Origin of the sequence: Streptomyces sp. NPDC014764, assembly GCF_043082785.1 — a bacterium.
Lineage (GTDB): Bacteria > Actinomycetota > Actinomycetes > Streptomycetales > Streptomycetaceae > Streptomyces > Streptomyces althioticus.
On record NZ_JBIBXY010000025.1, the window covers coordinates 13,453 to 35,449 of the forward strand.

Genomic DNA, 21,997 nt, shown 5'->3' on the forward strand with positions numbered 1-21,997 from the left:
GGGCATTGAGGTGCAGCACCGGATGCGGAGAAGCGGCCCGGTAACCGGGCCGGTCACATCAGGCGGCCTGCGGGGTGCCCGCCGGGATCGTCGGCCAGCACGATCGCGGCTTTGACGCGCTTGCCCACCGGCTCGCGGCGGATCTGGAAGCTGCGGCACACTCCATTACGATCTCCAGGCCGTGCTTGCCGATTCGGTTCGGATCGGCGTCCGGCCAGGACAGGATTGCTGTCCCAAACGCTGATCTCCACGGCGCCGTCGTTGACCTCCAGATCCAGCAGGCACGGGCCAGGCGCGTACTTGTGCCCGTTAGTCACCAGCTCGCTGAAGACCAGCTCCGCCAGGCCCATCGCACGCTCCCGACACCGGGGTGCCGTGAACGGCTTGTACCTCGGTCATGAAACGGTGGGCCGCACTACGGGCCTCACCGATCCGCTCCCCACCCTCCGTGGAGACTGTGGACCGTCGGGGACGGCCGGCCAGCGACTGATCCTCGTCTTCGTGCACTACTGGGCCACGCCGCCCCCTTGTCCCGAGCAACCCCGTTAAAGGGGTTCAGTTACCCCCGAAACTTGACCCTACGCAAACCCTCGCATCACTGTTGCACAAGTCACTGAGCGCGGCGGCGACGTCAGGCGGGGAATGCCGGTGGGGGAGAGGTCGGAGCTGGCGTGGCGCAGCGTGCGGGGTGGCTCCACCGGCCGGAGGCATCGCGGGAGACGCCGCACCACCAGCTTGGGTTCCACCAGAGGTGACGTTCAGCGTCTCCCGGCTGCCCGCCCGGCGGAGAAACGACCGGATCGTCCATGGATGACCCATGCCGCGCCCGGCGAGTGGCCCGGCGACAGATGAGCTGGCCGTCCGGGTGAGGGTGGTGGTGCGGCCGGTGTGCAGCAGGAGACCATCGTCGCCGAATAGACCGGTGGGAGCGGCCAGGGAGCCAACCGCGTCCACCCCGACGGCTGCCGGGGCGTCTGCTCAGCACAAGGGTGAGCCCGCACAAGCCACCAGCCAACTAGCTGGCCATGTGCCACGTGTCCCAGCCGAAGCTCGAGGTTGCGGGGTACGCGGCAAGCGATCCGGCGAGACCGGCGATTGCGGCACGCCCTGAGTCCCGTGGCGAAGGGGCAGCGGACTTCGTTCCGTTCGACGGGGCGGCGTGGCTTGCTGGCCATGTGGCAGTTGCCCGCGTGAAGCTGCAGGGGCAGGCGCCCTTCACCCATGCCGAGTTCCACGATCCACTCCGGAGGTGCGGGCTGCCTTCGACGCGCCGGACGGGTGCCGGGGTAGGCGTCCGCTGTCGGTCGTCGAGCAGGCCTCCGGCGTAGCGGCTTCCGTCAGCGCTGTCCGGGCCCAGTCTGTGGAGGCGCCTGGGCAGGCCACGGGTTGGGGGGAGCAGCGGGGGCAGGGGGTGTTTGCCCTGATCCGAAGGGCGCTGAGCCGACGGGCGCCGCACCAAGGGGGGTTGGTGCGAACGAGGCCGGGACGGCTGACGGCGAAGCCTCGACCGAGCGTCCCCTGCGGGCCCCCACCACGACGGAAACGCCCGCGATCTCTAGAGCGATCCCACCCATACCGAGGAGGATCGGAGTGTGCAGGCCGTCCTCGGTGCCGCAGATTTGTACCGGCTCCTGTCCCAGTTCAGTAGCTCGGCACTGCCACCCTGTGGCGTCGTCCATGTCCCACAGGGCGGCATAGGCGAGTAGGGCAAAGCCGGAGAGCGTCAGGGCTATCTGCAAGATGCGGGCCATCGGTGACATGGTCAGTCACCATAGCGGTCAGGTGCGCTCTTCGGGCACTGTCACGTCGGCCGGCCGGATGGGGAGGTCCGACGCCTCGCTCGGGCTGCGGCGGGGCGACGCCGGGGCGGTGCTGCTGCACGCTGCCGGCGCTGGCACTATGAGATCGCCGCGCTCGACACCGGCGAGGGCGGCGGTGTCACCGGCCACACCATCCGGCGCACGGTCGGCGCCGACTTCGAGTCCAACCACCTCTCCGGCACGGCGATCGCCCTGTGCCCCACGGCCTACCCGCTCGCCGGGAGCGAGAGGCTCTGGCCGCACCAGTAGGCGATCGTGCGAGACATCCTCGCGGATTGCGAAGGCATGGTCGTCTGGGGCAGCGATCTGGACCCCGTGAAGGATCTCGCACCTCCATATCGCCGTCCGCCCCGGAGGCAGTGCCCTGGCCCGGGTCGCAGCGCGACTCGCCCTCGTCTGGGCCACCGCGGCGCGGACCCGGATCGCCGGCACGGTCGCCGCCCCGGCCATCCCGTCCCGCCGCGCCAACGCCCGCCGCCTGCACCGGGCTCAGGGGGAGTGAGCCGCGCGGAAAGGTGAGCGCGGCGACGGGCCACACCCAGGTGTCCAGCCCATCCGCGACCGTCAGCCAAGGGCCGGGCAGCCGAATCACCACCGACTACCTGATCACCGGCCCATACTGGTCTCGGCCCCCTCCGGCTCGCCCGGCGGGTCATCCGGCTCGCGCAGCCTGTGGAGGTCGACGGCGGAGCCCTGGTCGACGTTGCCGCGTCGGTCGGCGCGGCTTCCCCCGTACTCCGCTGCTCGGTTCTCCCGGAGCATTTCGTACGGCCCTGGTCGAGGCGGTGCGGGTGGCCTGGTCCGGAGACGCGCTCGTCAGCCCGCAGATTACTGCACGTATGCGGCAGGCTGGCCAACGGGTGCGGCGAATCCTGCAACCACCGCGGCGGGGATGACGGGGCAGGGCTACTCCAACTCCTCGCCCCAGTCCGCCCCGGCGGGCGATGCCGAGCGTCACAGCGCCGGGTACGCCCTAGCTAGCCGGACACGGGTGTCAGCTGCTCATCCACCCACTCGGCGAAGGTGGTGACCGGGATGCCCAACTCCCGGGCGAGCTCGGGCCGGGCGGGCTGGAGAACCGCGTTGTTCCACTCGTGTCCGGCTCCCCACGCCGGCATACCCGCATCGAGGGCCTCTTCCAGGCTCATGGAGGGCGCGGTCACGGGCTCGCTCCATGCGGCGGACAAGGTCTGCGCGATCTGCTCCATCGTGCGCAGGTCACCGGCCAGTTCCAGTTCCAGTTCCACCTGATGGAAACGGTCGGGGTTTCGAAGGGCGTGCGCCGCAGCCGTGCCGATGTCCCGCACGGCCACCAGGGGCCAGTTCGGTATCCGGTTTTAGTACCGTCAGCAGTCCGCCGCGCGGCCCCTTGGGTGCCAGCAGGGGCAGGTTCTCCATGAAGAAGGCGGGCTTGATCACCGTCCAGCGGGCAAAGCCCGCACCCCGCGCCACCTCCATGATCGCCTGCTGGTGTGGAAGTAGTCCGCTTTCGCCGCCCAGCGGCCCTCGGCCCAGCCGGCGGTCCGGGTGTGCTCACCGACTCCGCTGGTCGAGTACTGCACGAACTGCCGTACTCCTTCAGCCTTCGCCGCGTCCACATCGATGAGTTGGTGAGCCGGGCCCAGGCCGAGGGCCTCAGCTGACCGGCGAGAGCGGGCTGCTGAAGCAGCTGACCGAGCGGCTGCCGGAGTCCGCTCCAGAAGGAGGGATCACCGACCACCTCGGTGGCCAACCGGCCGGTCTGGTGGCTCTGGCCGTCACCACCGGCGGCCGGACTGCGGGTGACCGACCTCCAGGTCCGCGACCTCGGTGATCGGGCCCGGGTCGAGGGGACCCGGCGCTCGTATCGCGGACCGCGGCACTTCCGGCACTCGGCGAGGTGCTCGCCGCCGCCGGCTTCGCCAGCCTGCCCCACCAGGTCGAACCCTTCCGCTCGGGACAGCTCAATTCCAAGTCTTGAAAGCCGCTCGGGTGAGCGAGACATACGCCCGGCCGAAAGGGCGGCGATCAGGTCCCGGTCAACGAGGTCCAGGTTTCCGCGGTGCGGAATCCGAGGCTCTCGAAGAGACCTACTGTCTCAGCGGTCGCGTGGAGGTAGGCCGTGTGTGCGCCGGAGGCCCTGCCGTCGCGCAGAATCCTTTCGATCATGACTCGGGCGTGACCCCTTCTACGGTGCTGCGGCGTCGTGGCGACGTTGATGACACCGAGGTGGCCTTCTACAACGACCCCCAGGCCCGCGGCTACGTCGACCCCGTTGGCCTCGGCCACGTAGGCGGTGATCCCCTGCGCATCCAGAACAGCCGGCGTGTACAGGCTGGAGATGATCACCGCGGGCGCACCGAACCCTGCGGCCAGCACCTCGGCGAAATCGTTGTACTCGTCACCGCTCAGGGCGCGCACCCGCACCTGTCCGGTCTTCGGCGGGAGCGTCGGCGCGTCCTGCAGCGGCAGCACCATGAAGGGCTGCTCGGACCTGCCGGTGAGCCCGTACTCGCCGGCCTTGCGCGTGATCGCTTCGTCCGGGCCGCCGCGCAGGCGGATACTCCAGGGGAATCCGCCGAGGCCCGCCTCCGCGGCCGCCACGGCGGCCAGGTCTGCGATCTCCTCCGCGTCGGGCGTCTTCAGCGTGCTCATCACGACGTTGAGAGTGGGTATCTGCGAGCGGGTGAGGGCGAGGTGAGTGCCCTGGGGGCAGCTGCGCCCGGTGGCGCCGGGCACGACACTCACCAGCCTCTCCATGGCCGACCCGAAAGCGTGCGCGGCCGAATCCGCCTGGGAGGCGAGAGACGTGTGATCCATATGAACTCCATTGTCGAGGTGCTGTGAGGCCGGCGGGATGCCGGACGTGGGGGAAGGGCGATGGTGAGGCGAAGAGCGCCCCTGAGGCCGGGTCCTGCTTCACAGGCTGCATGCGATCCTGCGCGGCACTGCTGGGCCATGACGGCGGTTCATCCGGAGAAGCGCCGACCGGGTGACGTTCGAGCCGGTGCCGTCGTGCGAGCGGCGGAAGTCGACTGACAGCGCCTCGCGGGTTCTGGCGGCGAAGTGCCCAACTCCTGGCCGAGCTCCTGTCCATTCGATCTCAGCCGTTCACACGGTCATTCGAACCTAGTGAGGCGAGTGATGCGTCGGGCATGACGTGCTGCCCATCATGGCGGCCGTCACCGCAGAGCGCACGTTATAGATGTCACTGGGAATCCAAGCCTGGGTGGGTACCGACCTTCAATGCGGGATCCGTCCCTCTGGGGTCCTGAGTTGCGGGACTTGTCGCGACGAGGTTAGATCATAAACATAATCTAATCGTCCTGTGCGCCCAGCGCGCGTGGCCTCCTCGAAGGAACCTTCCATGAGCACCTACCTGATCAACCATCTCCGCATCCCCGGCGACGTCCCGAACGAGGAGGGGCTGTCGTACCTGGAGCAGGTCGAGGCCACTGTCCAGCCGTTCGGCGGGAAGTGGCTGGCCAACGGCGCGCCCGACATGATCGAGGGCTCGTGGCCGGGCCTGGTCGTGCTGATGGAGTTCCCCGACCGTGCCGCGGCGGAGGCCTGGTACCGGTCGCCCGAGTACCAGGCGATCCTGCCGCTGCGCGTGCGTAACGCGATCTCGGACCTCGTCATGATCGACAGCCTGCCCCCGGGTTACACCGTCAAGGGGTTCGCCCAGGAGGTGCGCGCCGCGGTCGCGGCGGCGGCCGGCACCTCCGAGTGACAGCGTCATCCCGATCGCGGTCCAGGTGAATTCGGCCGGGACCCTGGAAGCGCAACGGCCGATATCCGTCGGGACTGACCGTGCCGGGCGGCTGCCTCTACGTCATCGAACGCACGGCCTCCTATGCGTTCGGCATGCACAGCCTGACGACGGCACTCAGGCCAATGCGCAACCTGAGCGGTTCATCACCAAAGGGACGTGGTTGGCCAGGGCCGCAGCGTTGCCGGCGTACTGGGCCGCGGCCTTGGCGGTGGCGCGCGGCGCCCTGGTGGCCCATGCCCCTACCCGTCGCGTGCGGCGCCGAGGGTGCGCGCGGGTTCCTCGGCGGGGGTGCCGGCTGTGCCGGGACGGCCTTTCTGACGTCGAGCGGTTGAGAGTGCCCAGGCGGCGTAGAACGTCAGTCGTTCGACGGCTCAGTGCTGTCGGCGGCCCTCGCCGCCGCGGCGTGTGAAGCTCGCAGGATCTGTTCCGACAAAGGCGTGCCCGCGGTGGCGCGGGCAAGCAGAATGCCGCCGACGAGCGTGGCGTAGGCGGCCAGGCCGGCGTCACCAGGCGCAATCCACCCCGCGAGTTCCTGGACGCCCTTGGCGTAGGTCTCCCTGTGCTCGGGCTCGCGCGCGACATCGCCGGCGAACCCGGCCGCCGGGCAACCGGTACCGGGGTTGTCGCGATGCTCGACCGAGAAGTAGGACTCGAGCAGCGACTGCCACGCCGCCTCATGCTCCCCGGCCTCTTGGTCCAAGGCCAGGAGGTCCTGCAAATTGTCGGCGAACGCCTTGGCGGCCGCTTCGTCAACGAGTGCGGCTTTGGATGCGAACTGTTTGTAGAAGCCGCCTTGGGTGAGTCCGATCGACTTCATCACATCCGCGATGCCTACATTGGCCACACCGTCCTCACGGAACAGCCGTGCGGCCGCGGCCACCACTCGCTCTCGGTTCGCACGCGCTTCTGCTTGCGAGACGCGACTCATCCAACAGCCTCCGTGACGTCGAGCAGTCATCTACTGGCACTGTAAAGATTACGCCCACCGTCTATCGGCGGGCGCAGTCGTCCCCCTCTCGCGCCGCCGACAGGCGCAGGCCGGGTCGTGGCCCGCGGCGCAACGGCGGATCGGGCCGGAGCTACGGCCATCCGCACACTGGGGAGAACGGGTGAAGCCAACCCGTTCCAGGCGGGGGCTGTCCTGCTCCCGGCATGGGAGGGGATGCGGTGGCGGCAACAGCGCCTTGAAGGGCCCGCCCGGAGCCCTTTGGGCCGGGCGGGCCCTTCTGACCCCCTGGCACCGGCACCGCCCCGGCGGCCGAATGCCGTCAGGCGGGCGGGATGTTGTGGTTCACCCGGAACATGTTGGTCGGGTCGTACACCTTCTTCGCGGCGGTCAGACGCTGGTAGCGCTCGACGCCGTATGCGGGAACGGGAAATTGGAATTGGACGAAAGCCGGTATTCAGACCGCGGGGACCGGTGTTGGGGGAGGGGGCGGGGTCAAATATTCGGGTCCGACTGTCCAGTCCGTGGCTAAAGGTTGTCCGGTAACTGATCTTGAGGTCGGTTCTGACGTGGTCGACTGCTGCATGCACTCACCTGTCATCCAGCGAGGATGAGGTTGTGCAGGCGAGCGATGCCGAGCATGGCGTAGTGGATGCCGTCGCCCTTGAGGCGGCAGTCGCGCAGGATCTTCCAGCTCTTCATGCCGGCGAAGGTGTGCTCGACGCGGGCCCGGACGCGTTTGTGGGAGCGGTTGTGTTCTTCCTTCCAGGCGGGCAGGTCCTCGCTCTTGGCCCTGCGGTGCGGGATGATCAGGCCGGTGCCCTGGTAGCCGCCGTCGGCGATGGTCACGGTCTTGCCGACGGCGTCCTTGGCGCCGGATTCCTCCCAGCCGCGGGAGTCGTGCCGGTTGCCAGGCAGAGGACGGCCGGCCACGACGACCAGCCTGGTGTCGGCGTCGATGACGACCTGGTGGGCTGTGGAGTAGCGGTAGTTCTTCGACTGCTCGGCGATCGTGCGATCCCGGGTGGGGACCAGTGTGCCGTCCACGATGAGCACGGTGTCCTTCGCGAACCGCCTGCGTGGCTGGAGCGCGAGCTGGGGCCCGAGGTGGTCGATGATCCGGTCGGCCGCCGACTTCGAGATGCCGAACAGCGGGGCGAGCTGGCGCATCGTCAAGTTCGTGCGCCAGTACGCGATGACCAACAGGATGCGGTCCTCCAGCGGCAGTCTCCAGGGGCGCCCGCGATGCTCCTTGGCCGCAGTTTCGCGGCGCACAGCCGTCACCAGCTTGCCGAAACAGCGTGGGCTCAGCCCGGTGAACGGGGCTATCCAGGACGGCTCCGACGCCGTGATCACACCGGCCATCCGGAGATCGTTCCAGTTGCCGGCACTCGTCCTCGCGGCGATCTTGGGCTATGAACGGCCAAGGGGGCAAGGTGGGACTGATGCTCTTCCCGGGCGACGACGACGTGGCGAGTCCGGACGTCTCCTGGTCATACACCGGCTTCAGCATGTTCAGGAAGTGGTTGGCTCAGGCCGAGGGGTTCACCCTCACCGAAATGAACGGGTTCGGCGGAGAGCGGCGCAGTGTCTCCACCACGCTGGCGCCACTGCTCAACCATCCAGACGACGAGGGCTCTCTCGCGCCCGCTCAATGCGCGGCCATGCTGCCCCGTCTGGAAGCGATTCTCGACCAGCGGCAGTCTGACTACAGCGACCCTGTCATCCGACGGCGCATCGAAGACGTCAGGCAGTTGATCACCGTCCTGCGGTTCTGCGTGGACAAGGACGTCGAGCTCATCTTCGGGTAGCCCCGGGAGCGCAGAGTGCCCCGCCCACGGGGATGGGCCGTGGTTACGGGACAGCCTTTACGAGCTCGTGCACGGTAGGCAGGGAGGCGTCGAGCTTCTGATCGTCGATCATGGTCGTGTGGTGGGGAACGCGTCTCGTGCAGCGATCATCAGCGACCGGAGGATCACGGGCCTGTCGGCCGATGTGATCGCTGAACTCGTGGCTGAGCTTGGCCCGTTGTGGCATGAACGGCACCAGGACAGACTTGCCTCCAGGCCGCGGAAGCGCGCTGTGGGCGCTGGTGCGAAGTACCGGCTGGTCTTCGTCGATCGGCTCCTGGCCACCCTCGTGCACCTCCGACACGGGGTCACGCACGACGTGCTGGCCTGCTGGTTCAAGGTGGACCGCTCCACCATCACCCGCGCCATCGGTGAGGTACGACCACTGCTCGCCGAACGCGGCTGCACCATCAGTCCCGGAGTGCGGTTGCGGACTTTGGCCGAGGTCGTCGACCACTTGGGCACCGCCGGAAAGACCGGCATCATCGACGGCACCGAGATCCGGGTCCGCCGGCCGGCCACCGGACGCAAGGACCGGGAGGCGTTCATCTCCGGCAAAAACAAGCAGAACGCCGTCAAGGCCATGGTGGTCACCGACGAGGACGGACGGGTGCTGTTCTGCAGCCCGGCCAAGCCCGGCAGCTGCGCGGACATCACCCACGCCCGCCAGCTCGGGCTGGTCAGGCTCCTGGCCGACGGACCCGCGGTGGAGATCCTTGCCGACGCCGGCTACCAGGGCCTGGGTGCCCAGACCGGCGGACGGGTGATCACACCACCACACCGCAAGTTCAAGAAGAATGCTCCGGACTGGTACGAGGAGATGTACGAGCGCCAGCGCAAGGCGCACTCCTCGAGGCGGATCCGGGTCGAGCACGGCATCGCCCACTTGAAGAACTGGCGGGCCTTGACCCGCCACCTCGGCCGCCGCGAGCACATGAGTCACACCGTCCAGGCCGTCGCCGGTCTGCTGTCCCACCAGCAGACCGCGGACCTGACATCAGCACGACCGATGTGAACGCCGAGCCCCACCGCGATTCTCGACGCCTCCCTGCCTACCGTGCACGAGCTCGTTAGTGTGACGTATCCGCTGGTCAGGCATGAAGCGATTGCTGACGCGGGAGTCTCGGCTTGTTGCCGGGCGAGACGTCGTGGGGGTAGCGAATGCCGTCGATGCGGGCGGTTCTGGAAGCGAGGCAGAAGGCCGGAGCCTCGCAGGTGAAGGAACTCGAAGCCGAACTAGAACGGGTGCGGGCGGCTCTTGCGGACGCGGAAGAGGCGCCTCGTCGCCGGGTGAACGGCCTGGAGCAGTATCTGGAGGCGTTGGTCGAGGAGGGCGCGGACCCCGACGTGGCTGATGAGGGGCCGGGGAGGATGCCGACCGGACCGCGCCGGGCGGTGCATCATCGGCAGAACACAACCGAGGTGCAGAATCGGTCGCCGGACTACCAGGGGCTTCCGGCCCGGAACCAAACTCATCGACAAGCGACGTCCCTACTGCTCGATAGAGCCAATGGGCTGTCGGTCCCCTTCCGTACCCTTGGCACTCAACTGCTGGGGCTTACGGGCCCGCCGGGCCTTGGACCATGGAAAGCGGGACCGCACAGTGACATCGATCTACCTCTCGTCCGACAACCCCCGGTGGGCACCGAAGACCGAAGCGGACCTCCAGGCCGCCATCATCGGTGGCCTGTTCGAGGAAAGCCACTACCTCGACCTCAAGAAGGCCCCGAACAGCAAGGGCGACAACAAGGAACTGGCGCGCGACCTGTCCTCGTTCGCCGTCGACGGCGGCACTCTGATCATCGGCGTGCAGGAGAACAAGGAAAGCCGCACCTTCGAACTCGCCCCCCAGCCGCTGAACGGACTGCCGGAGAAGGTCGAGCAGGTCGCCCGGACGATCCCCGACCCGCCGCTGATCATCCTCACCGAGGAGATCAGCGCGGCGGCCGACGACGGGACCGGCTACCTCGTCGTGCACATCCCGGCGAGCCCCGTCGCACCGCACATGGTCGACAACCGCTACTTCGGCCGAGGTGACAAGACGAAGTACCAGATGGGCGACGCAGAGGTCGTCGCGCTGCACGCACGGCGGCGCAACACCGAGGCCGACACCCTCGCCCTGCTGCGTAAGGAGATGGACGAAGACCCGCTGCGCGACGTGGGAGCCCAGTCCCACCTCTTCCTGGTCGCCCAGCCCACAGCCGGACGGCGGGACATGTGCCTGTCGATCACCGGCGCCCCGGACTGGAACATGCGCCTACACACCCTGATCCGTCGCGTCCAGGACAACCAGCGCCTACGAGCAGCGCTCGAAGGGCAGGGCTTCAAACCCGACCTGAGCCACGCTCACCAAGGGCACAGGCGCGCCAGGGGCGTAGCTCTCAGCTCCTCCGGCCTCCGCTCCGACCGCACACATGTCGCAGACGGCGGCTGGCGCGACGAAGACGTGATCGAAGTCCAGCTCTTCGAGGACGGCGGACTGCGCCTGTTCATGACCCGTCTTTCCGACGGCCTCAAGAGTTATGCCTCGGAGGGCGAAGAGGAACAGGTCCTCTTCGACGCCGGCGCCGTCATCCTCACCTGGCACATGTTGGAGCTGACGCGCCTGATCTCCGACGACGTGGGCTACCACGGAAACTGGGCCGTTGCGGTCGGGGCCAACAGGCTCCGCGGCCGCCGCAGGTTCTCCGGACAGTCACACTGGCCCAGCAGCCACAGGTACAGCGCCGACACCTACGAGGAAAGCACCGGTACCACGCTGGCGGAGCTGCGTGACGCACCGGGCACGGTGACCCGCAGGCTTCTCGGCCCCCTGCTCCGTTCGCTGGACTCCGAAGAGTTGTTCACCAAGGCCCTGACCGACGAAGGGTGAGCGTCGCTCACGAGACACTGCGGGAGGCGAACTTCCGGCTGTCACGGTCGGGTCAAGGGCTTGGGCTGTCGTCTGACATCTTCTCGTCCAGTACCCGCAGTAGGGCGTGCATGTTGAGCATGGCAGGCAGGACGTACACCTCTCGCAACGAGGTGTAGGAAGCCTCGTGGCACACCGCGTGACGGTTGTGCTGATCCTGCACGAGCGCACTGTTTTTGAACACATGGGACATGGGTCGGGTCACCAGGTGCGTGCGCAGGTCGAAAATTCCGACCCGGCGTTCGGGCATCGGGACGTTGCTGAGTACGAATTCCACGGTCGGTCCGGGGCCGTTGATTCCTCGGATCGGCTGGTTATTGTGGTCGCGGACACTGCGGAATTCCCGGCGGTACCACTCGATCCCGTGCTCTTCCATCGCGGAGTACAGAACGTTCGTAGTCAGGGCGAGAGCACCCTCCCACAGGCCGGCTCTCGCGCACTCGATGGCCCGCATGCCAAGCCGCACGAGGTCCTGCAAAGGCTCCTCGGTGACCTCCTGCATCCCTGCGCTCAGCTCATCGAGCAGTTCGTCCTGATGCTGCAGGAGGTAGGCGTAGCGCCCCTCCCGGCTGTCTTCGGCGAGAAGCGCGCGCAGGTGCCCGGCGCTGGGAGCCCACATGAGGCCGATCCCAGCCTCGGTCGTGATGTCGATCAGCTGAGACCACTCGTTACTGGAGAAGCCCTGCAGATTGGGCGGCAGCAGGAGATCTGCCAGTTCCTCCGCCCGGCGCGGAAGGCTCGGCGCCAAGGGCGCGGTAAAACTGTCCAGCAGACCAGGCAGCCAGACCGAAGCAGCGGCGCCACGTGCCGCCGGGAAAATGCTGCCACTGAGCTGGTCAAGTCCGGCCGCCTTCAACACGCCGCCGTAGACCCCGGTCGTCACCGCGCCCTTCCCCCAGCCGAACGGGTCAGCTCCCCAAGATCCGACGCTGCCACTGCCCCGGAAGGCGTCCAGACCCAGCGCGGCCGTCTTGTAGCTGCCGAAGAAGGACTCACCAAGCAGAGACCCCGTCTTCACCGAGTCGAGGACACCGACGGATATCGACCTCTGCGGCCCCAGGAAAGAAAGAGCGCCGATGCCGCGCCCATACTGCTTCAGGACGCTGCCGTAGACACCGGACCTCGCCATGAACAAACTGCCGGTGCTGTTCCCGTACCGCTTCGTGATGCTGTCGAAGACACCCGTTGCCAGGACAGAGGTTCCGAAGGCATTGAACAGCGGTTGTAGTCCCAGCACCTCATACGTGTTCCGCTGCCTCCGCTTGTTGTCACCCATGCCGACATGATCCCGGAACCGACTGACAAACCCTGTCCAGCCGCTTCGCTCGAACCACAGCGCCTGGGCCTCACCGTCGTCGACCCGTACGTCGACCGCGACGTTCTCGCCCGGCAGATCGCCCGCCAGGACGCCCATCGCCGCGCCTTGGTCGCTTTCATGGACGGCTGGGGCGTGGCGGCAGGGAAGCACCGGCGTAGGTCGCTGCGCCGTGGTCGGGGGCGACCACGGCGAGCCGCACTCCGGCCGCGAGGCCAGGGTCCGGCGCGTCCGAAGTGACACGTGATTCGAACGCGCGATCTGATGCCGGTATGGACGTGACCGACTTCCCCGACAACCTGGTGCAGACGCAAACCGCATGAAACGCCACCTACCAAGCACTCGCCGCACCCCGCCCCCGCGACACCACCACCCTGCGCCGCCGCCTGCTGCTCCTGTCCGTGCGGCTGTGGTGGCACCCCTACTGGGAGACCGTCCCCTCGGTGCCGGCGGCACGCTCCGAGCTGCGCCATGTCGCCCGCGCCCACGAAGCTGTCCGGGCCGCGTGACCGGTCGGCCAGGAGCACGAGGTTGCGCTGGGGGTTGTGCCTATCTGTTGCGCTTGAAGTCGCGCTAGGTGTTGCGCGGCCCGCAGGACCGTCTCCGTGTCCGCGCAGGTCACCACGTTGTTTTGCCGTGGTCGGCCTGCTGACATCCCCGTTGCGGCTGTTCTGCCCGTGTCCCTTGGCTGGAGTGAAGGAGGAAGGGGCGGGCGGGATGGGCGGTGCGGCCGCGACCGGGGATTCGGGCGCGCTCAGCCGGTTGCGCGTCGGCCAGGGCCGCCGCGCCGGGCCGCCGTCAGCGCGGCGTTGACGTCAGGTGGGGGAGAGGTCGGGGCAGGCACTGGTGATGCAGCAGAATTCGTAAGCTGCGCTATTCGAGCTGCGGTTGAACCCTCCTTGCGGGCTGGTGGTCAGCCTCGTTCGTCGGTCCGCCTGGTGTGTGGCCCTGTGAGGTGGTGGCGAGATCGTCAGCCAGGGCTCATTGCTGACGTTCAGCATGGTGTGTCTCTGTACCTGAACGGCCGGTCTCGCCTCTCCGTGCGTACAGCGTCGTGCGGCGTCCCTGAGCGTCGGTGGCGTTCAGCCGGTGCCGTGAACGTCAGCGATCCGTTGGAGACTGTCGTCCGTGATCCATGCACATGATGTTGACTGGACGACCGGCCACCTGCCTGGTCAGGTATGCGGGGTCCCGGGCCACCTCCGAAACATGCTCTGCCCGGACGCCGCGGTACGCACCGAGGCGTTCGAGGAGTTCTATGCGGAGGCCCATGACCAAGGGGCCGTCGACCCGTGCACCGCCGCGAGCTTGCCGTTCCTGTTCGACATGGCCGATGAGCCGGCCACCCCCGACCGGGCCAAGATCGTCAGGCTGCTCCTCAGCATTGGACGCGCAGCTCTGGGCTATGACCCTGAGGGCATCTACTTCACGGTGAACGGCGTCGAGTCAACCGCCCACGTTGCCATCACCGCTGAGATGGCCGAGCGTGCGGATGCCTTCGTCCGTTACGCGGCCGACCCGGATCCGTTGGTGCGCCGCCCGGCGATCGAAGCCGTCGGCCTCTTCCTCGCCGACGGCGCGCGTGCCGCCCGCGTCCTGGCCGAGCGCCTACCGGCCGAAGACGGAATCGTGGAGCGGTTGCTGGTCGTCCGTACGCTGGCGCGTCTGGCCGTCCGACTGCCTGAGACCGGGACGACCGTGGCAACCTGGCTGGACGAGTTGGTCGACGGCCCCGAACGGCCTCACAGCGACGCCCCGGTCCGGCTCTCAGCCCTCACCCACCAGGTCCTGATCAACCCGGCCCGGGACACCGCTGACCTCGTGCCTCGCGCGATCACCCTTCTGCGGGAAAGCACCGTGACCCCGACCACCGAGAAGCTGTGCGACGGATGCCGACGGTGCCAATCGTCGTCGCACGTTCGCGGCCGCGATGGCGCCCCCACGGTGCGCCCCGCTCACCTGGCCGTGGAGCGGTTCGATCCCGACCACTGCTGGGAGGAGCACTCCCCGATCAGCAGCGTCCTGCGCACCCTCCACGCCGTCCTGGGCGACCGGATCGCGGATCGCACGGCTCTCCTCGTCGCACAGCTGACCAGCCCTGATGCCGCCACCCGATACGACGCCATCGCCATGGCGAAGGATCTCCCAGGCCCCCTGCCCCGTCCCGTGCTGACTTCTCTTCTCGGCCTGCTCCCGGACGACTGGGCCGCGGCCCGCATCATTCAGGGCGGATTCAGCCAGTGGTGGGGCGGCCGGCTCACGATCGCCCCAGAGGACACCGCTTTCCTCCTGAACGCCCTCGACGACCACATGGCCACCCTGCGCACCACCTACGGTCCGGACGTCTGGGCAACCGACAATCCCCTCATCCGCGAGGCCTACCAAGAGGCGGTCATGGTCCTGGCCGACCATCGCGACACTCGCGCCCTTCCCGACCTGATCCGCTCCTTGGAAACCCGCGTGGACGACTGGCGCGTCCTCTACGGCGTTGGCGGCTACCCACAGGCCGCCGACCGGCTCGTCCCCCTCCTCGCCAACGGCCTGCGGCGCATCGATCCCCACCACCCCCACGCGCCCATACCCGCCAGCCTGTACCTGTCCTGCCTGGCCGAGCTGAAGGACCCGATCGCCATACCCGTGATCACCGACACCCTCAGGTGGGCCGACCAGCACCAAAGCTGGACCGTAGTGACCGACGCGCTCAACGCCCTCGCCACCTTCGGACTCGACGCTCAACCCGCCCTCGCCCTCATCCATCCCTTGACCAACGCCCCTGACGACGCAGTGCGCGCGGCGGCACGGGTCACGCTCGACGCGCTCACCGACGGCCAAGCACCCCAGTCGAAGCGCAGGAACGGTTACGCAGAGGAACCGCCCTACTGAACCTGCTCGACGCGACTCTCGCCAGTTGGCGTGCCGGGCCTGGCCGACCTTCTCCCACCGCTGGTAGAGGAAGCCGCCCTCCTCCTAGGACTCCGGCCACGCGGTGCGCAGCCGCGCCAGGCGCTGCTTGCTCTTCTTGGCTGCGGCAGTTCGAACTGGACGAAGATGCTGTTCGGGCGGTGCTGGCCATTCATCTGCCTGTGCTGCCGAGCGCGTGTCGAAGGCTCGGGCAGGTTTGGCCGAGTGCTGGCCTCGTAGGCCGGAACCGAAGGCGCGGATGCCCGACCGGGCTGACGAAGTTTCGTCCCTGTAGCCCAGGAGGCCGCTATGCGGCCGGGCTGTCCGTGGCCGGGTACGGAGCCGCTTCTGTCGTTGGCGAGGGAACATGCCCGTTGGACAAGCGTTCCCTTCGCCATGGCAGGAGCAGTGCGCTCGCCATGCACAGCAGGCCGGCGATGAGCAGGGCGCCGCGTACGCCTGCGGCGACGGCGAAGACGCCACCGGCGACTACGAAGGCGGCCTGGCACGTCTTCGCGCCCACCGACCAGGAGGTGCCGACGCGGGACATGAAGGCGTCGGGTGTGGCTGCCATGCGGTAGGTGGTGAAGGACGGGTTGAAGACTCCGGCGGAGAGGAGCAGGCCGAAGTCGGCGGCCACGATGACAAACAGGCCGAGGGCGCCGGAGGGCGTCAGCGGCAGCAGGATCGTCCACAGCGTGCGCGCAACGCCGGACGCCAGCAGAATGCGACGCTGTCCGAATTGCCGGGTGAGGAGCGGAGTCAGGCGCGAGCCCAGTACACCGCCCAGGCACGGCAGTCCCAGAGCGAGTCCGTACTGCCACGGTGCCAGTCCGAGGTCGTCCAGCATGAGGACGGCCATCAGCGGGGAGGCCATCATGACGGATCCGCCGAAGAGCAGCGCGTTGAAGAACAGCGGCCGTAGTCCTGGGTGGCGTAGGAGGTACTGCCAGCCGGCCGCGATGTCCCGGCCCAGGTGAGCGGTGGCGGCGCGTGCCGGTGGCGCAGGTTCAGGCTGCCGGATGCATCGGATGCCTACAGCCGATCCGAGGAAGGACAGCGCGTCGACCACCATCGTGGCCGCCGCGCCCAGTGCTCCGATCAGAAGCCCTCCGACGGGCGGGCCGGCACTGACGCTGATCCAGTTGGTCGTCTCGAAGAGGCTGTTGGCGCGAAGACGGTGCTCGGGCGGGACGAGTGCTTTCAGATGTGCCCCGCTCGCCGCGTCGAATGCGACAGACGCGGCCGTCTGGAGAACGCCGACGACACACAGTTGGGTGAAGGTGAGCCTGTCGAAAGCCATGGCGACGGGAATGCTCGCCAGCAGCACGCAGCGGGCCAGATCGGCGGTGATCATGACCGGCCGTTTGTACTGGTGCTCGATGCGCACACCGAGCGGCAGAGCGATCAGCGCGCTGGCCACCGCAGACAACGCAGCAAGCACCGAGACCTGGAACGCCGAGGAATCCAGCACCAGAAGGGCGATCAGCGGCAACGCACCCATGCCGACGGCACTGCCCGCTGCACTGACCGCGTAGGCGCCCCACAACCGCCGGAAGTCCTGCCCGAGCGTGCTCCGCCGTACCAACCGAACCTCCCGACGCGCGAGGGCGCTCAGCGTAGTCAGTCGGACCAAAGACCACCTCGTGATCAGGCCATCAAAGCCGGTCGGTCACAGGGCCCAAGCCTGCTCAGTCCTGTCGTTGCTGGATGCACACGCCGTATCGATTCGGTAGGGGCGGCCAGGGCCGCGGCAGCTGCACGACCCTGGCCACGACCTCCGGTTCCCCGTCTACGTCTAAGGCTGCTGCCGCATGTCCAGGTAGCAGCGCAGTCGTACGCCTGGTTCGCCGGGTTCGTGGGTGGTGCGGTCCGCCGGCGCGATCGCCCACCGTGTGGCGAGCAGTTCCTGGACGGCGAACGCTGTCTCGTCATCGGCGGCGGCGACTTCCACGACCGCGAGTCCCGGTTCGGCTACGTGCCCGTCGTTGATCGGCTTCATATCCGGCACGACGCACTCGGGCCTGCCGGGGGTTCGCGCGTCCGGGCAGCGTCACCCGACCGGGTACGGCGAGAGGGGCGTGCTGACCATCCGCCCGCGAGCTGCAGCGTGGTGCTGCGGCGGTTTCCGGTACGACCATTGCACCCACACGGGCGGCGCACTCGACGAAGACCCGACAGCGCTCCCCACGGGGCCGTTAACAACGGTTCATGCTCACCACCGTGCTGCGCGGCCTGGCCGCCGCATCCCTTGCCGTACTGCCCCTCACCGCGTCCTCTCCTGCCTCCGCGGCGCAGACGCTCCCTCTGGCCGAAGCCGTCGACCGGCTGCCGGTGGAGGCCGAGTCCCGCGACGGCTACGACCGCGACGCCTTCCGCCACTGGAACACCGGAGACGATCCGTCCGACGGCTGCAACACCCGCGCGGAGGTGCTGCTCGACGAGGCCGTCGAGCCGCCCACGGTCGGGCCCCGGTGCCGGCTGTCGGGTGGGCGCTGGTGGTCGTACTACGACCAGGTGTGGGTGACATCCGCCTCCGGTTTGGACATCGACCACATGGTGCCCCTCGCGGAAAGCTGGGACAGCGGAGCGTCCGCGTGGACGGCACAGCGGCGTGAGGCCTACGCCAACGACCAGGGATCGGCCACGAGCCTGGTCGCGGTCACAGCCCGCTCGAACCGCTCCAAGTCGGACCAGGACCCCGCACAGTGGCTGCCGCCGGCGGCCGAGGTGCACTGCCGATACGCCGCGGAGTGGGCCGGCACGAAACTCCGCTGGAGCCTTGCGGCCGACGAGAGCGAGGTGGCGGCCCTGCGCGAGACGGCGGCCGACTGCCCCGATCAGACCGTGACCTACGAACCCGCAGCATGACCCACCTGGTAGCCAACGGACAGGCCGCCGACCACCAAAATAGGGGCGCGTCCGGCCTCGTGCGCGACAACTCGGAGGCCAGAGCATCCCCACGTCGGTGGGACTGCCTGGGCCCGGCGGTCGTGCGGCGTCCAAATCATGGCTGACCATCTGCAACTCGTTGAAGGGTGATGGCGTCGATCAGCTCTTGCCGATCGACGCCATCACTTTCGAGCCGTTTGAAACGGGGCCCTGGCAGCACCGGCCTTGGTCTGCGCCTGGTGTTGGGTCAGCCTACGTAACACCAGGCCGACGGATCGAGGGTGCGGAGGGGCGGCTCAGCTGATTGCTTGGAAGCCGAGCCAGCCGTTGGTTCCTACTACGGTGGGGGTGCCGTGACCGCTGGTGGTGACGGTTGGGTAGAAGTAAAGGCCCTTTCCGGTTTCGGGACTGGTGGCCCACAGGTCGGGTGTGCCGTTGTTGTCCGCGTCTGTGGGTGAGGTGATCAGGGGGCGGTTCGCCGGCCCCCAGTTGGAGCCGATCTGCTGGCGGGTGGGGCCTTGTCCGAGGCCTTCGCCGGCGGGACCGGTGCCGGGGTAGAGGTAGAGGTATCCGGTGCTTGTGTTGCGGGCGATGATGTCGACGTGTCCGTTGCTGTCGACGTCGCCGGGGGCGATCAGGTCGTAGCCGGACCAGCTGCGGGCTCCGACGAGGACGGGTTCTTGTGTTTCGTCGAGGTGGTAGCTGTTGGCTCCGAAGTAGAGCCAGAGGAGTTCGCCTTCCTTGACGAGGAGGTCGGGGAAGCCGGGGACGTCCATGGTTCCGTCGCCGTCGACGTCCAGGGGGCCGTCGACGTCGCCGATGGCGATGACCTGGTCGGCGTTCTGCCAGTGGTTGTTCGCAGGGTCGTAGACGGCGAGTTCTTGCTTGTCTGTTGTGCAGGCGGTGGACCCTGCGGGGTCCTGCTCGCCGGTGGTGGTGCAGGCGTAGCCGTAGCCGTTGTTGGGGTACAACTGCAGTTTCTTGCTGCCGGCCGTGCCCTGCAGGGCGATGAGGTCTTCGTACCCGTCGTCGGTCCAGTCGCCGCGGTGAGTGATGGAGGCACCGTCGAAGCCGGCGGAGCTGGAGACGGAGTAGACACTGACGGTTCCGTCGCCGGTGCCGGAGTATCGCCACAGCGTGCCGTCGGTGCGCACCGCGTACATGTCGCTGTTGCCGTCGCCGTTGAGGTCACCGGGCCGGTCGGCGATGTTCGGGCTGTTGACGTAGAAGAGGTAGGCGGCGCGGTCGGAGGCGTTTCCGCCCGCGTCGACGCTGCGGGCGTACAGCACGTGGGAGCCTGCCGAGGTAGGCGTCACCCTGACATCCATCGCTCCACCGGGCGCAGCAGGAGTTGCGGTGCGTACGGTTGTGTCCCAGTCCGTCCAGTACTCGTACTTCCTGACGTCGGTGACGCCCGAGCTGCTGAGTGTGAAAGTGCCCTCGGTGCGTACGGTTCCGGTGTCGGCCGGCCAGCCGTCGCCGCCGTCGGGGAACTGGACGGATGTGATGGCGGGTGGGCTCGAGGGGCGCGTGGAGTCGAAGCCGAAGTTGCAGGTAGTGGCCGGAGTCCAGGCGGAGTAGTTCTCGCCGTCGTAGGCGCGGACCTTCCAGGAGAAGACGCCCCCTGCTGCGGCTTCCTTCGCCGCGAGTGTGGCCTTCGGAACGCGGGCTCTGGCGACCGTTCCGGACGTCGCGGAGACGGTCGCGTCGTAGATTTCGGCGCCGCCGGAGCGGTTGTTGTAACCCCACAGACGGAACTGCGCGCGAACGGTGCCTCCGTCGGCGTCGCCGACCTTGGCGGTGAGGTAAATGTCCGTGTTCCCAATCACTGTGTAAGGGGCAGCGGTCTTGCAGCCACCGGAGCTGGGGGAAGTGTCGAGGCCCGTCGGCACGTTCGGCACGGTGTTGAAGGTGGTGGACAGCACGGCTGACTTGGCGTCGAACTTCTTCCACCCGTAGACGTCGGACTCGTCAGAGGCTTGGAGGAGCAGGGCGACGGTGTACCACTTGTTGGTGACCGCGCTCTTTGCCACGGATGTGGTGTCGAAGGCCAGGTTGCCTGCGGGACAGTTCGATCCCCAGCCCAGTGACTCGTTGACGGTGTCCAGGAGGGTGGCCTTGCTGGGCTGAGTGTTCCAGGTTGTCGAGGAGTCGAACACGCCGGTGCGCCAGAGCTCTACCTTCCTGTCGTTGCACGACCAGGACCAGGTGTTCTTGATGCGGAACGTGGAGGCCTTGATGACCTTGTCCGTGCTCCACAAATTCTTGACGTTCATGCGGAAGTACGAGCGGGTGAGGCCGTTGGTCTCGTTCTCGTAGCCGGCGCGGGCCGTTGTGGTGCCCTTGGTGCCGTCGGAGTTGATCCAGCCTGCTCCGTTGTAGAAGGAGCTGTTCGGGTTCCGCTTGTCGACGATGGTCCAGGAGTAGCGTGAGCCGCTGATCGACGGGTCGATGTACACCGGGTACTGCGTGGTGTCGCCGGTCAGCAGGTCCAGGTCCGGGGTCAGCGTGAGGGTTTTGCCGTCCGTGTCGACCGGCACCGGGGCCTGCTGGCTACCCGGGGGCGGAGTGAAACCGCCGTCATCCACCGGCCCCTCCGCGTCGGACGACAGACTGCGAGCCGCGCTCGTGGTTGCCGCAGATGTACTGGGGTCGGTGGTGCTGTCCCACATGCGCGGCGCCGGACCGGTGAATACTTCCTGACCGGCCGGGTTGAGGGCGCGCAGATTGTCATCGCCGTCCTCTTCGAGCTCGACGCCGTCGCTGTGGACGTCGTACTCGAGCTGATGCAACTCCGGGTTGGCTGCGGCTTGTGCTGTCTTCACGACGAGGACCTGGCCGAAGCCCGAGGGGGTGGCATGCAGTTTGAGGTCGACGCCGGGCAAAACCTCACGGTAGGTGGCTGTCTCGCCGGATACGTCGGGGGCCGGCAGAGCTTTAGGCCAGGAGAATGCGAGGCTGCGGCCGTCACGGGTGACGGTGGCCATGGGGGCGGTGCCGCCGTTGGAGAAGGTGACCTCGACCTCTGTGGCTGTGGTCTGCAGGCCCTCGGACGTTGCCTGCAGCGTGGGGTCGATGTCGACGAGTTCGTTCCCCTTGCGTACCCATTGGGGCAGCGCGTAGCGCTCCTCGGTGAATGAGCCGTCGGGGTTGGCGAAGACCTGGGAGGTCTCCGTGCGCTGCCCCAGCACTTCGACCTGCTCCCCGGTCTCCTTTGCTTCGGAGAGGGCCGTCTTGCTCTGGGCGTCGATGGACGCGACGGGCTCCTGGGCGGCTGGCGCCGGTGATGCGGCGTGCGCTGTGTTCGGCAGAAGTTGGATCGAAGCGAGCACCATCGCGGCGAGCGCGATGGAGGCAGACCCCCTTCGGCGCATTCGTCTTCTCGTGTGGTGAGCCGGTCTCACGGTGCGGTTTCCCCTCCCTGGTGGTGATGCAACTACGCACCGTAGAGAGATGAGTGATCACGTAACAAGCCCTTTCGGCCCCGCGGCGTCATTCTCGGTTCATATTCAATGTAGTATTCCAAGAATGGGCACTTTCGTTCCCTTTGCACCTATATTTATGAATAAACGGAAAAGGTGGAGTGGTTAATTTGTGTTAGCCCTCTG

Annotated in this window: 15 protein-coding genes and 3 pseudogenes; 7 read left to right on the top strand and 11 right to left on the bottom strand. The window is 67.7% G+C overall.

Going from position 1 to position 21,997, the window contains the following annotated elements:
• Nucleotides 1-53 precede the first annotated feature (53 nt).
• From ACF1AG_RS32575 to ACF1AG_RS32590, 4 genes and pseudogenes are all read right to left on the bottom strand, one after another.
• Nucleotides 54-507, bottom strand: a pseudogene (locus ACF1AG_RS32575) (ATP-binding protein).
• Between the two features lie 251 nt (nucleotides 508-758).
• The gene (locus ACF1AG_RS32580; protein WP_391810862.1) at nucleotides 759-1,235 is read right to left on the bottom strand and encodes a DUF6233 domain-containing protein; all 477 of its coding nucleotides are present in this window, start codon (nucleotides 1,233-1,235) and stop codon (nucleotides 759-761) included.
• 1,562 nt (nucleotides 1,236-2,797) lie between these two features.
• Nucleotides 2,798-3,418: pseudogene (locus ACF1AG_RS32585) on the bottom strand (NmrA family NAD(P)-binding protein); the annotation flags it as partial.
• 409 nt (nucleotides 3,419-3,827) lie between these two features.
• Nucleotides 3,828-4,547: a GNAT family N-acetyltransferase gene (locus ACF1AG_RS32590; RefSeq protein ID WP_391810863.1), complete on the bottom strand. Its 720-nt coding sequence runs from the start codon at nucleotides 4,545-4,547 to the stop codon at nucleotides 3,828-3,830.
• Nucleotides 4,548-5,166: 619 nt separating this feature from the next.
• Here ACF1AG_RS32590 and ACF1AG_RS32595 point away from each other — a divergent pair.
• A complete protein-coding gene (locus ACF1AG_RS32595) occupies nucleotides 5,167-5,532 on the top strand; it encodes a DUF1330 domain-containing protein (RefSeq protein WP_359599789.1) in 366 nt (121 codons plus the stop codon).
• A 397-nt stretch (nucleotides 5,533-5,929) separates the two neighbouring features.
• On the opposite strand, the gene ACF1AG_RS32600 is transcribed toward ACF1AG_RS32595, so the two are convergent.
• The 3 genes from ACF1AG_RS32600 to ACF1AG_RS32610 all read right to left on the bottom strand — a co-directional run bounded on the left by ACF1AG_RS32600 (nucleotide 5,930) and on the right by ACF1AG_RS32610 (nucleotide 7,885).
• A complete protein-coding gene (locus ACF1AG_RS32600) occupies nucleotides 5,930-6,502 on the bottom strand; it encodes a TetR/AcrR family transcriptional regulator (RefSeq protein WP_391810864.1) in 573 nt (190 codons plus the stop codon).
• Between the two features lie 340 nt (nucleotides 6,503-6,842).
• Nucleotides 6,843-6,977 carry a BBE domain-containing protein gene (locus ACF1AG_RS32605; RefSeq protein WP_391810906.1) on the bottom strand — a complete coding sequence of 45 codons (135 nt, stop codon included), beginning with the start codon at nucleotides 6,975-6,977 and terminating at the stop codon, nucleotides 6,843-6,845.
• A gap of 140 nt (nucleotides 6,978-7,117) precedes the next feature.
• Entirely contained in the window at nucleotides 7,118-7,885 is a 768-nt protein-coding gene (locus tag ACF1AG_RS32610; protein ID WP_391810865.1) for a transposase, read from the bottom strand.
• Between the two features lie 80 nt (nucleotides 7,886-7,965).
• Here ACF1AG_RS32610 and ACF1AG_RS32615 point away from each other — a divergent pair, with 80 nt between their 5' ends.
• The 3 genes from ACF1AG_RS32615 to ACF1AG_RS32625 all read left to right on the top strand — a co-directional run bounded on the left by ACF1AG_RS32615 (nucleotide 7,966) and on the right by ACF1AG_RS32625 (nucleotide 11,242).
• Nucleotides 7,966-8,331, top strand: coding sequence for a hypothetical protein (locus ACF1AG_RS32615; RefSeq protein WP_391810907.1), 366 nt, complete (start codon nucleotides 7,966-7,968; stop codon nucleotides 8,329-8,331).
• Nucleotides 8,332-8,602: 271 nt separating this feature from the next.
• Nucleotides 8,603-9,385: a transposase family protein gene (locus tag ACF1AG_RS32620; protein ID WP_391810866.1), complete on the top strand. Its 783-nt coding sequence runs from the start codon at nucleotides 8,603-8,605 to the stop codon at nucleotides 9,383-9,385.
• 588 nt (nucleotides 9,386-9,973) lie between these two features.
• Complete coding sequence (locus tag ACF1AG_RS32625; RefSeq protein ID WP_391810867.1) at nucleotides 9,974-11,242, top strand: helix-turn-helix domain-containing protein; 1,269 nt, start codon at nucleotides 9,974-9,976, stop codon at nucleotides 11,240-11,242.
• A 52-nt stretch (nucleotides 11,243-11,294) separates the two neighbouring features.
• On the opposite strand, the gene ACF1AG_RS32630 is transcribed toward ACF1AG_RS32625, so the two are convergent.
• Nucleotides 11,295-12,695 (bottom strand): hypothetical protein, encoded by a 1,401-nt coding sequence (locus ACF1AG_RS32630; RefSeq protein WP_391810868.1) that lies wholly within the window; start codon nucleotides 12,693-12,695, stop codon nucleotides 11,295-11,297.
• Nucleotides 12,696-12,868: 173 nt separating this feature from the next.
• Between ACF1AG_RS32630 and ACF1AG_RS32635 the strand changes: the two are divergent.
• Nucleotides 12,869-13,105 (top strand): annotated as a pseudogene (locus tag ACF1AG_RS32635) (hypothetical protein).
• A 700-nt stretch (nucleotides 13,106-13,805) separates the two neighbouring features.
• Nucleotides 13,806-15,479 (top strand): HEAT repeat domain-containing protein, encoded by a 1,674-nt coding sequence (locus tag ACF1AG_RS32640; protein WP_391810869.1) that lies wholly within the window; start codon nucleotides 13,806-13,808, stop codon nucleotides 15,477-15,479.
• Between the two features lie 325 nt (nucleotides 15,480-15,804).
• Here ACF1AG_RS32640 and ACF1AG_RS32645 read toward each other — a convergent pair whose 3' ends face one another.
• Both ACF1AG_RS32645 and ACF1AG_RS32650 read right to left on the bottom strand, forming a co-directional pair.
• Nucleotides 15,805-17,085 carry an MFS transporter gene (locus tag ACF1AG_RS32645; protein ID WP_391810870.1) on the bottom strand — a complete coding sequence of 427 codons (1,281 nt, stop codon included), beginning with the start codon at nucleotides 17,083-17,085 and terminating at the stop codon, nucleotides 15,805-15,807.
• A gap of 210 nt (nucleotides 17,086-17,295) precedes the next feature.
• Nucleotides 17,296-17,499, bottom strand: a complete 204-nt coding sequence (locus ACF1AG_RS32650) for a DUF6207 family protein (protein ID WP_391810871.1) — start codon at nucleotides 17,497-17,499, stop codon at nucleotides 17,296-17,298.
• Nucleotides 17,500-17,708: 209 nt separating this feature from the next.
• On the opposite strand from ACF1AG_RS32650, the gene ACF1AG_RS32655 reads away from it, so the two are divergent.
• A complete protein-coding gene (locus ACF1AG_RS32655) occupies nucleotides 17,709-18,368 on the top strand; it encodes an HNH endonuclease family protein (protein WP_391810872.1) in 660 nt (219 codons plus the stop codon).
• A 317-nt stretch (nucleotides 18,369-18,685) separates the two neighbouring features.
• Here the strand turns inward: ACF1AG_RS32655 and ACF1AG_RS32660 are convergent, their stop codons facing one another.
• Entirely contained in the window at nucleotides 18,686-21,724 is a 3,039-nt protein-coding gene (locus ACF1AG_RS32660; RefSeq protein WP_391810873.1) for a VCBS repeat-containing protein, read from the bottom strand.
• Between the last annotated feature and the right edge of the window lie 273 nt (nucleotides 21,725-21,997).

Excerpts from the sequence above, each read along its gene's own strand:
- ACF1AG_RS32595 (WP_359599789.1), top strand. The coding sequence starts at position 5,167 with ATGAGCACCTACCTGATCAACCATCTCCGCATCCCCGGCGACGTCCCG.
- ACF1AG_RS32640 (WP_391810869.1), top strand. The coding sequence starts at position 13,806 with ATGCTCTGCCCGGACGCCGCGGTACGCACCGAGGCGTTCGAGGAGTTC.
- ACF1AG_RS32600 (WP_391810864.1), bottom strand. The coding sequence starts at position 6,502 with ATGAGTCGCGTCTCGCAAGCAGAAGCGCGTGCGAACCGAGAGCGAGTG.
- ACF1AG_RS32615 (WP_391810907.1), top strand. The coding sequence starts at position 7,966 with ATGCTCTTCCCGGGCGACGACGACGTGGCGAGTCCGGACGTCTCCTGG.
- ACF1AG_RS32650 (WP_391810871.1), bottom strand. The coding sequence starts at position 17,499 with ATGAAGCCGATCAACGACGGGCACGTAGCCGAACCGGGACTCGCGGTC.
- ACF1AG_RS32655 (WP_391810872.1), top strand. The coding sequence starts at position 17,709 with ATGCTCACCACCGTGCTGCGCGGCCTGGCCGCCGCATCCCTTGCCGTA.
- ACF1AG_RS32660 (WP_391810873.1), bottom strand. The coding sequence starts at position 21,724 with ATGGTGCTCGCTTCGATCCAACTTCTGCCGAACACAGCGCACGCCGCA.
- ACF1AG_RS32610 (WP_391810865.1), bottom strand. The coding sequence starts at position 7,885 with ATGGCCGGTGTGATCACGGCGTCGGAGCCGTCCTGGATAGCCCCGTTC.
- ACF1AG_RS32630 (WP_391810868.1), bottom strand. The coding sequence starts at position 12,695 with ATGGGCGTCCTGGCGGGCGATCTGCCGGGCGAGAACGTCGCGGTCGAC.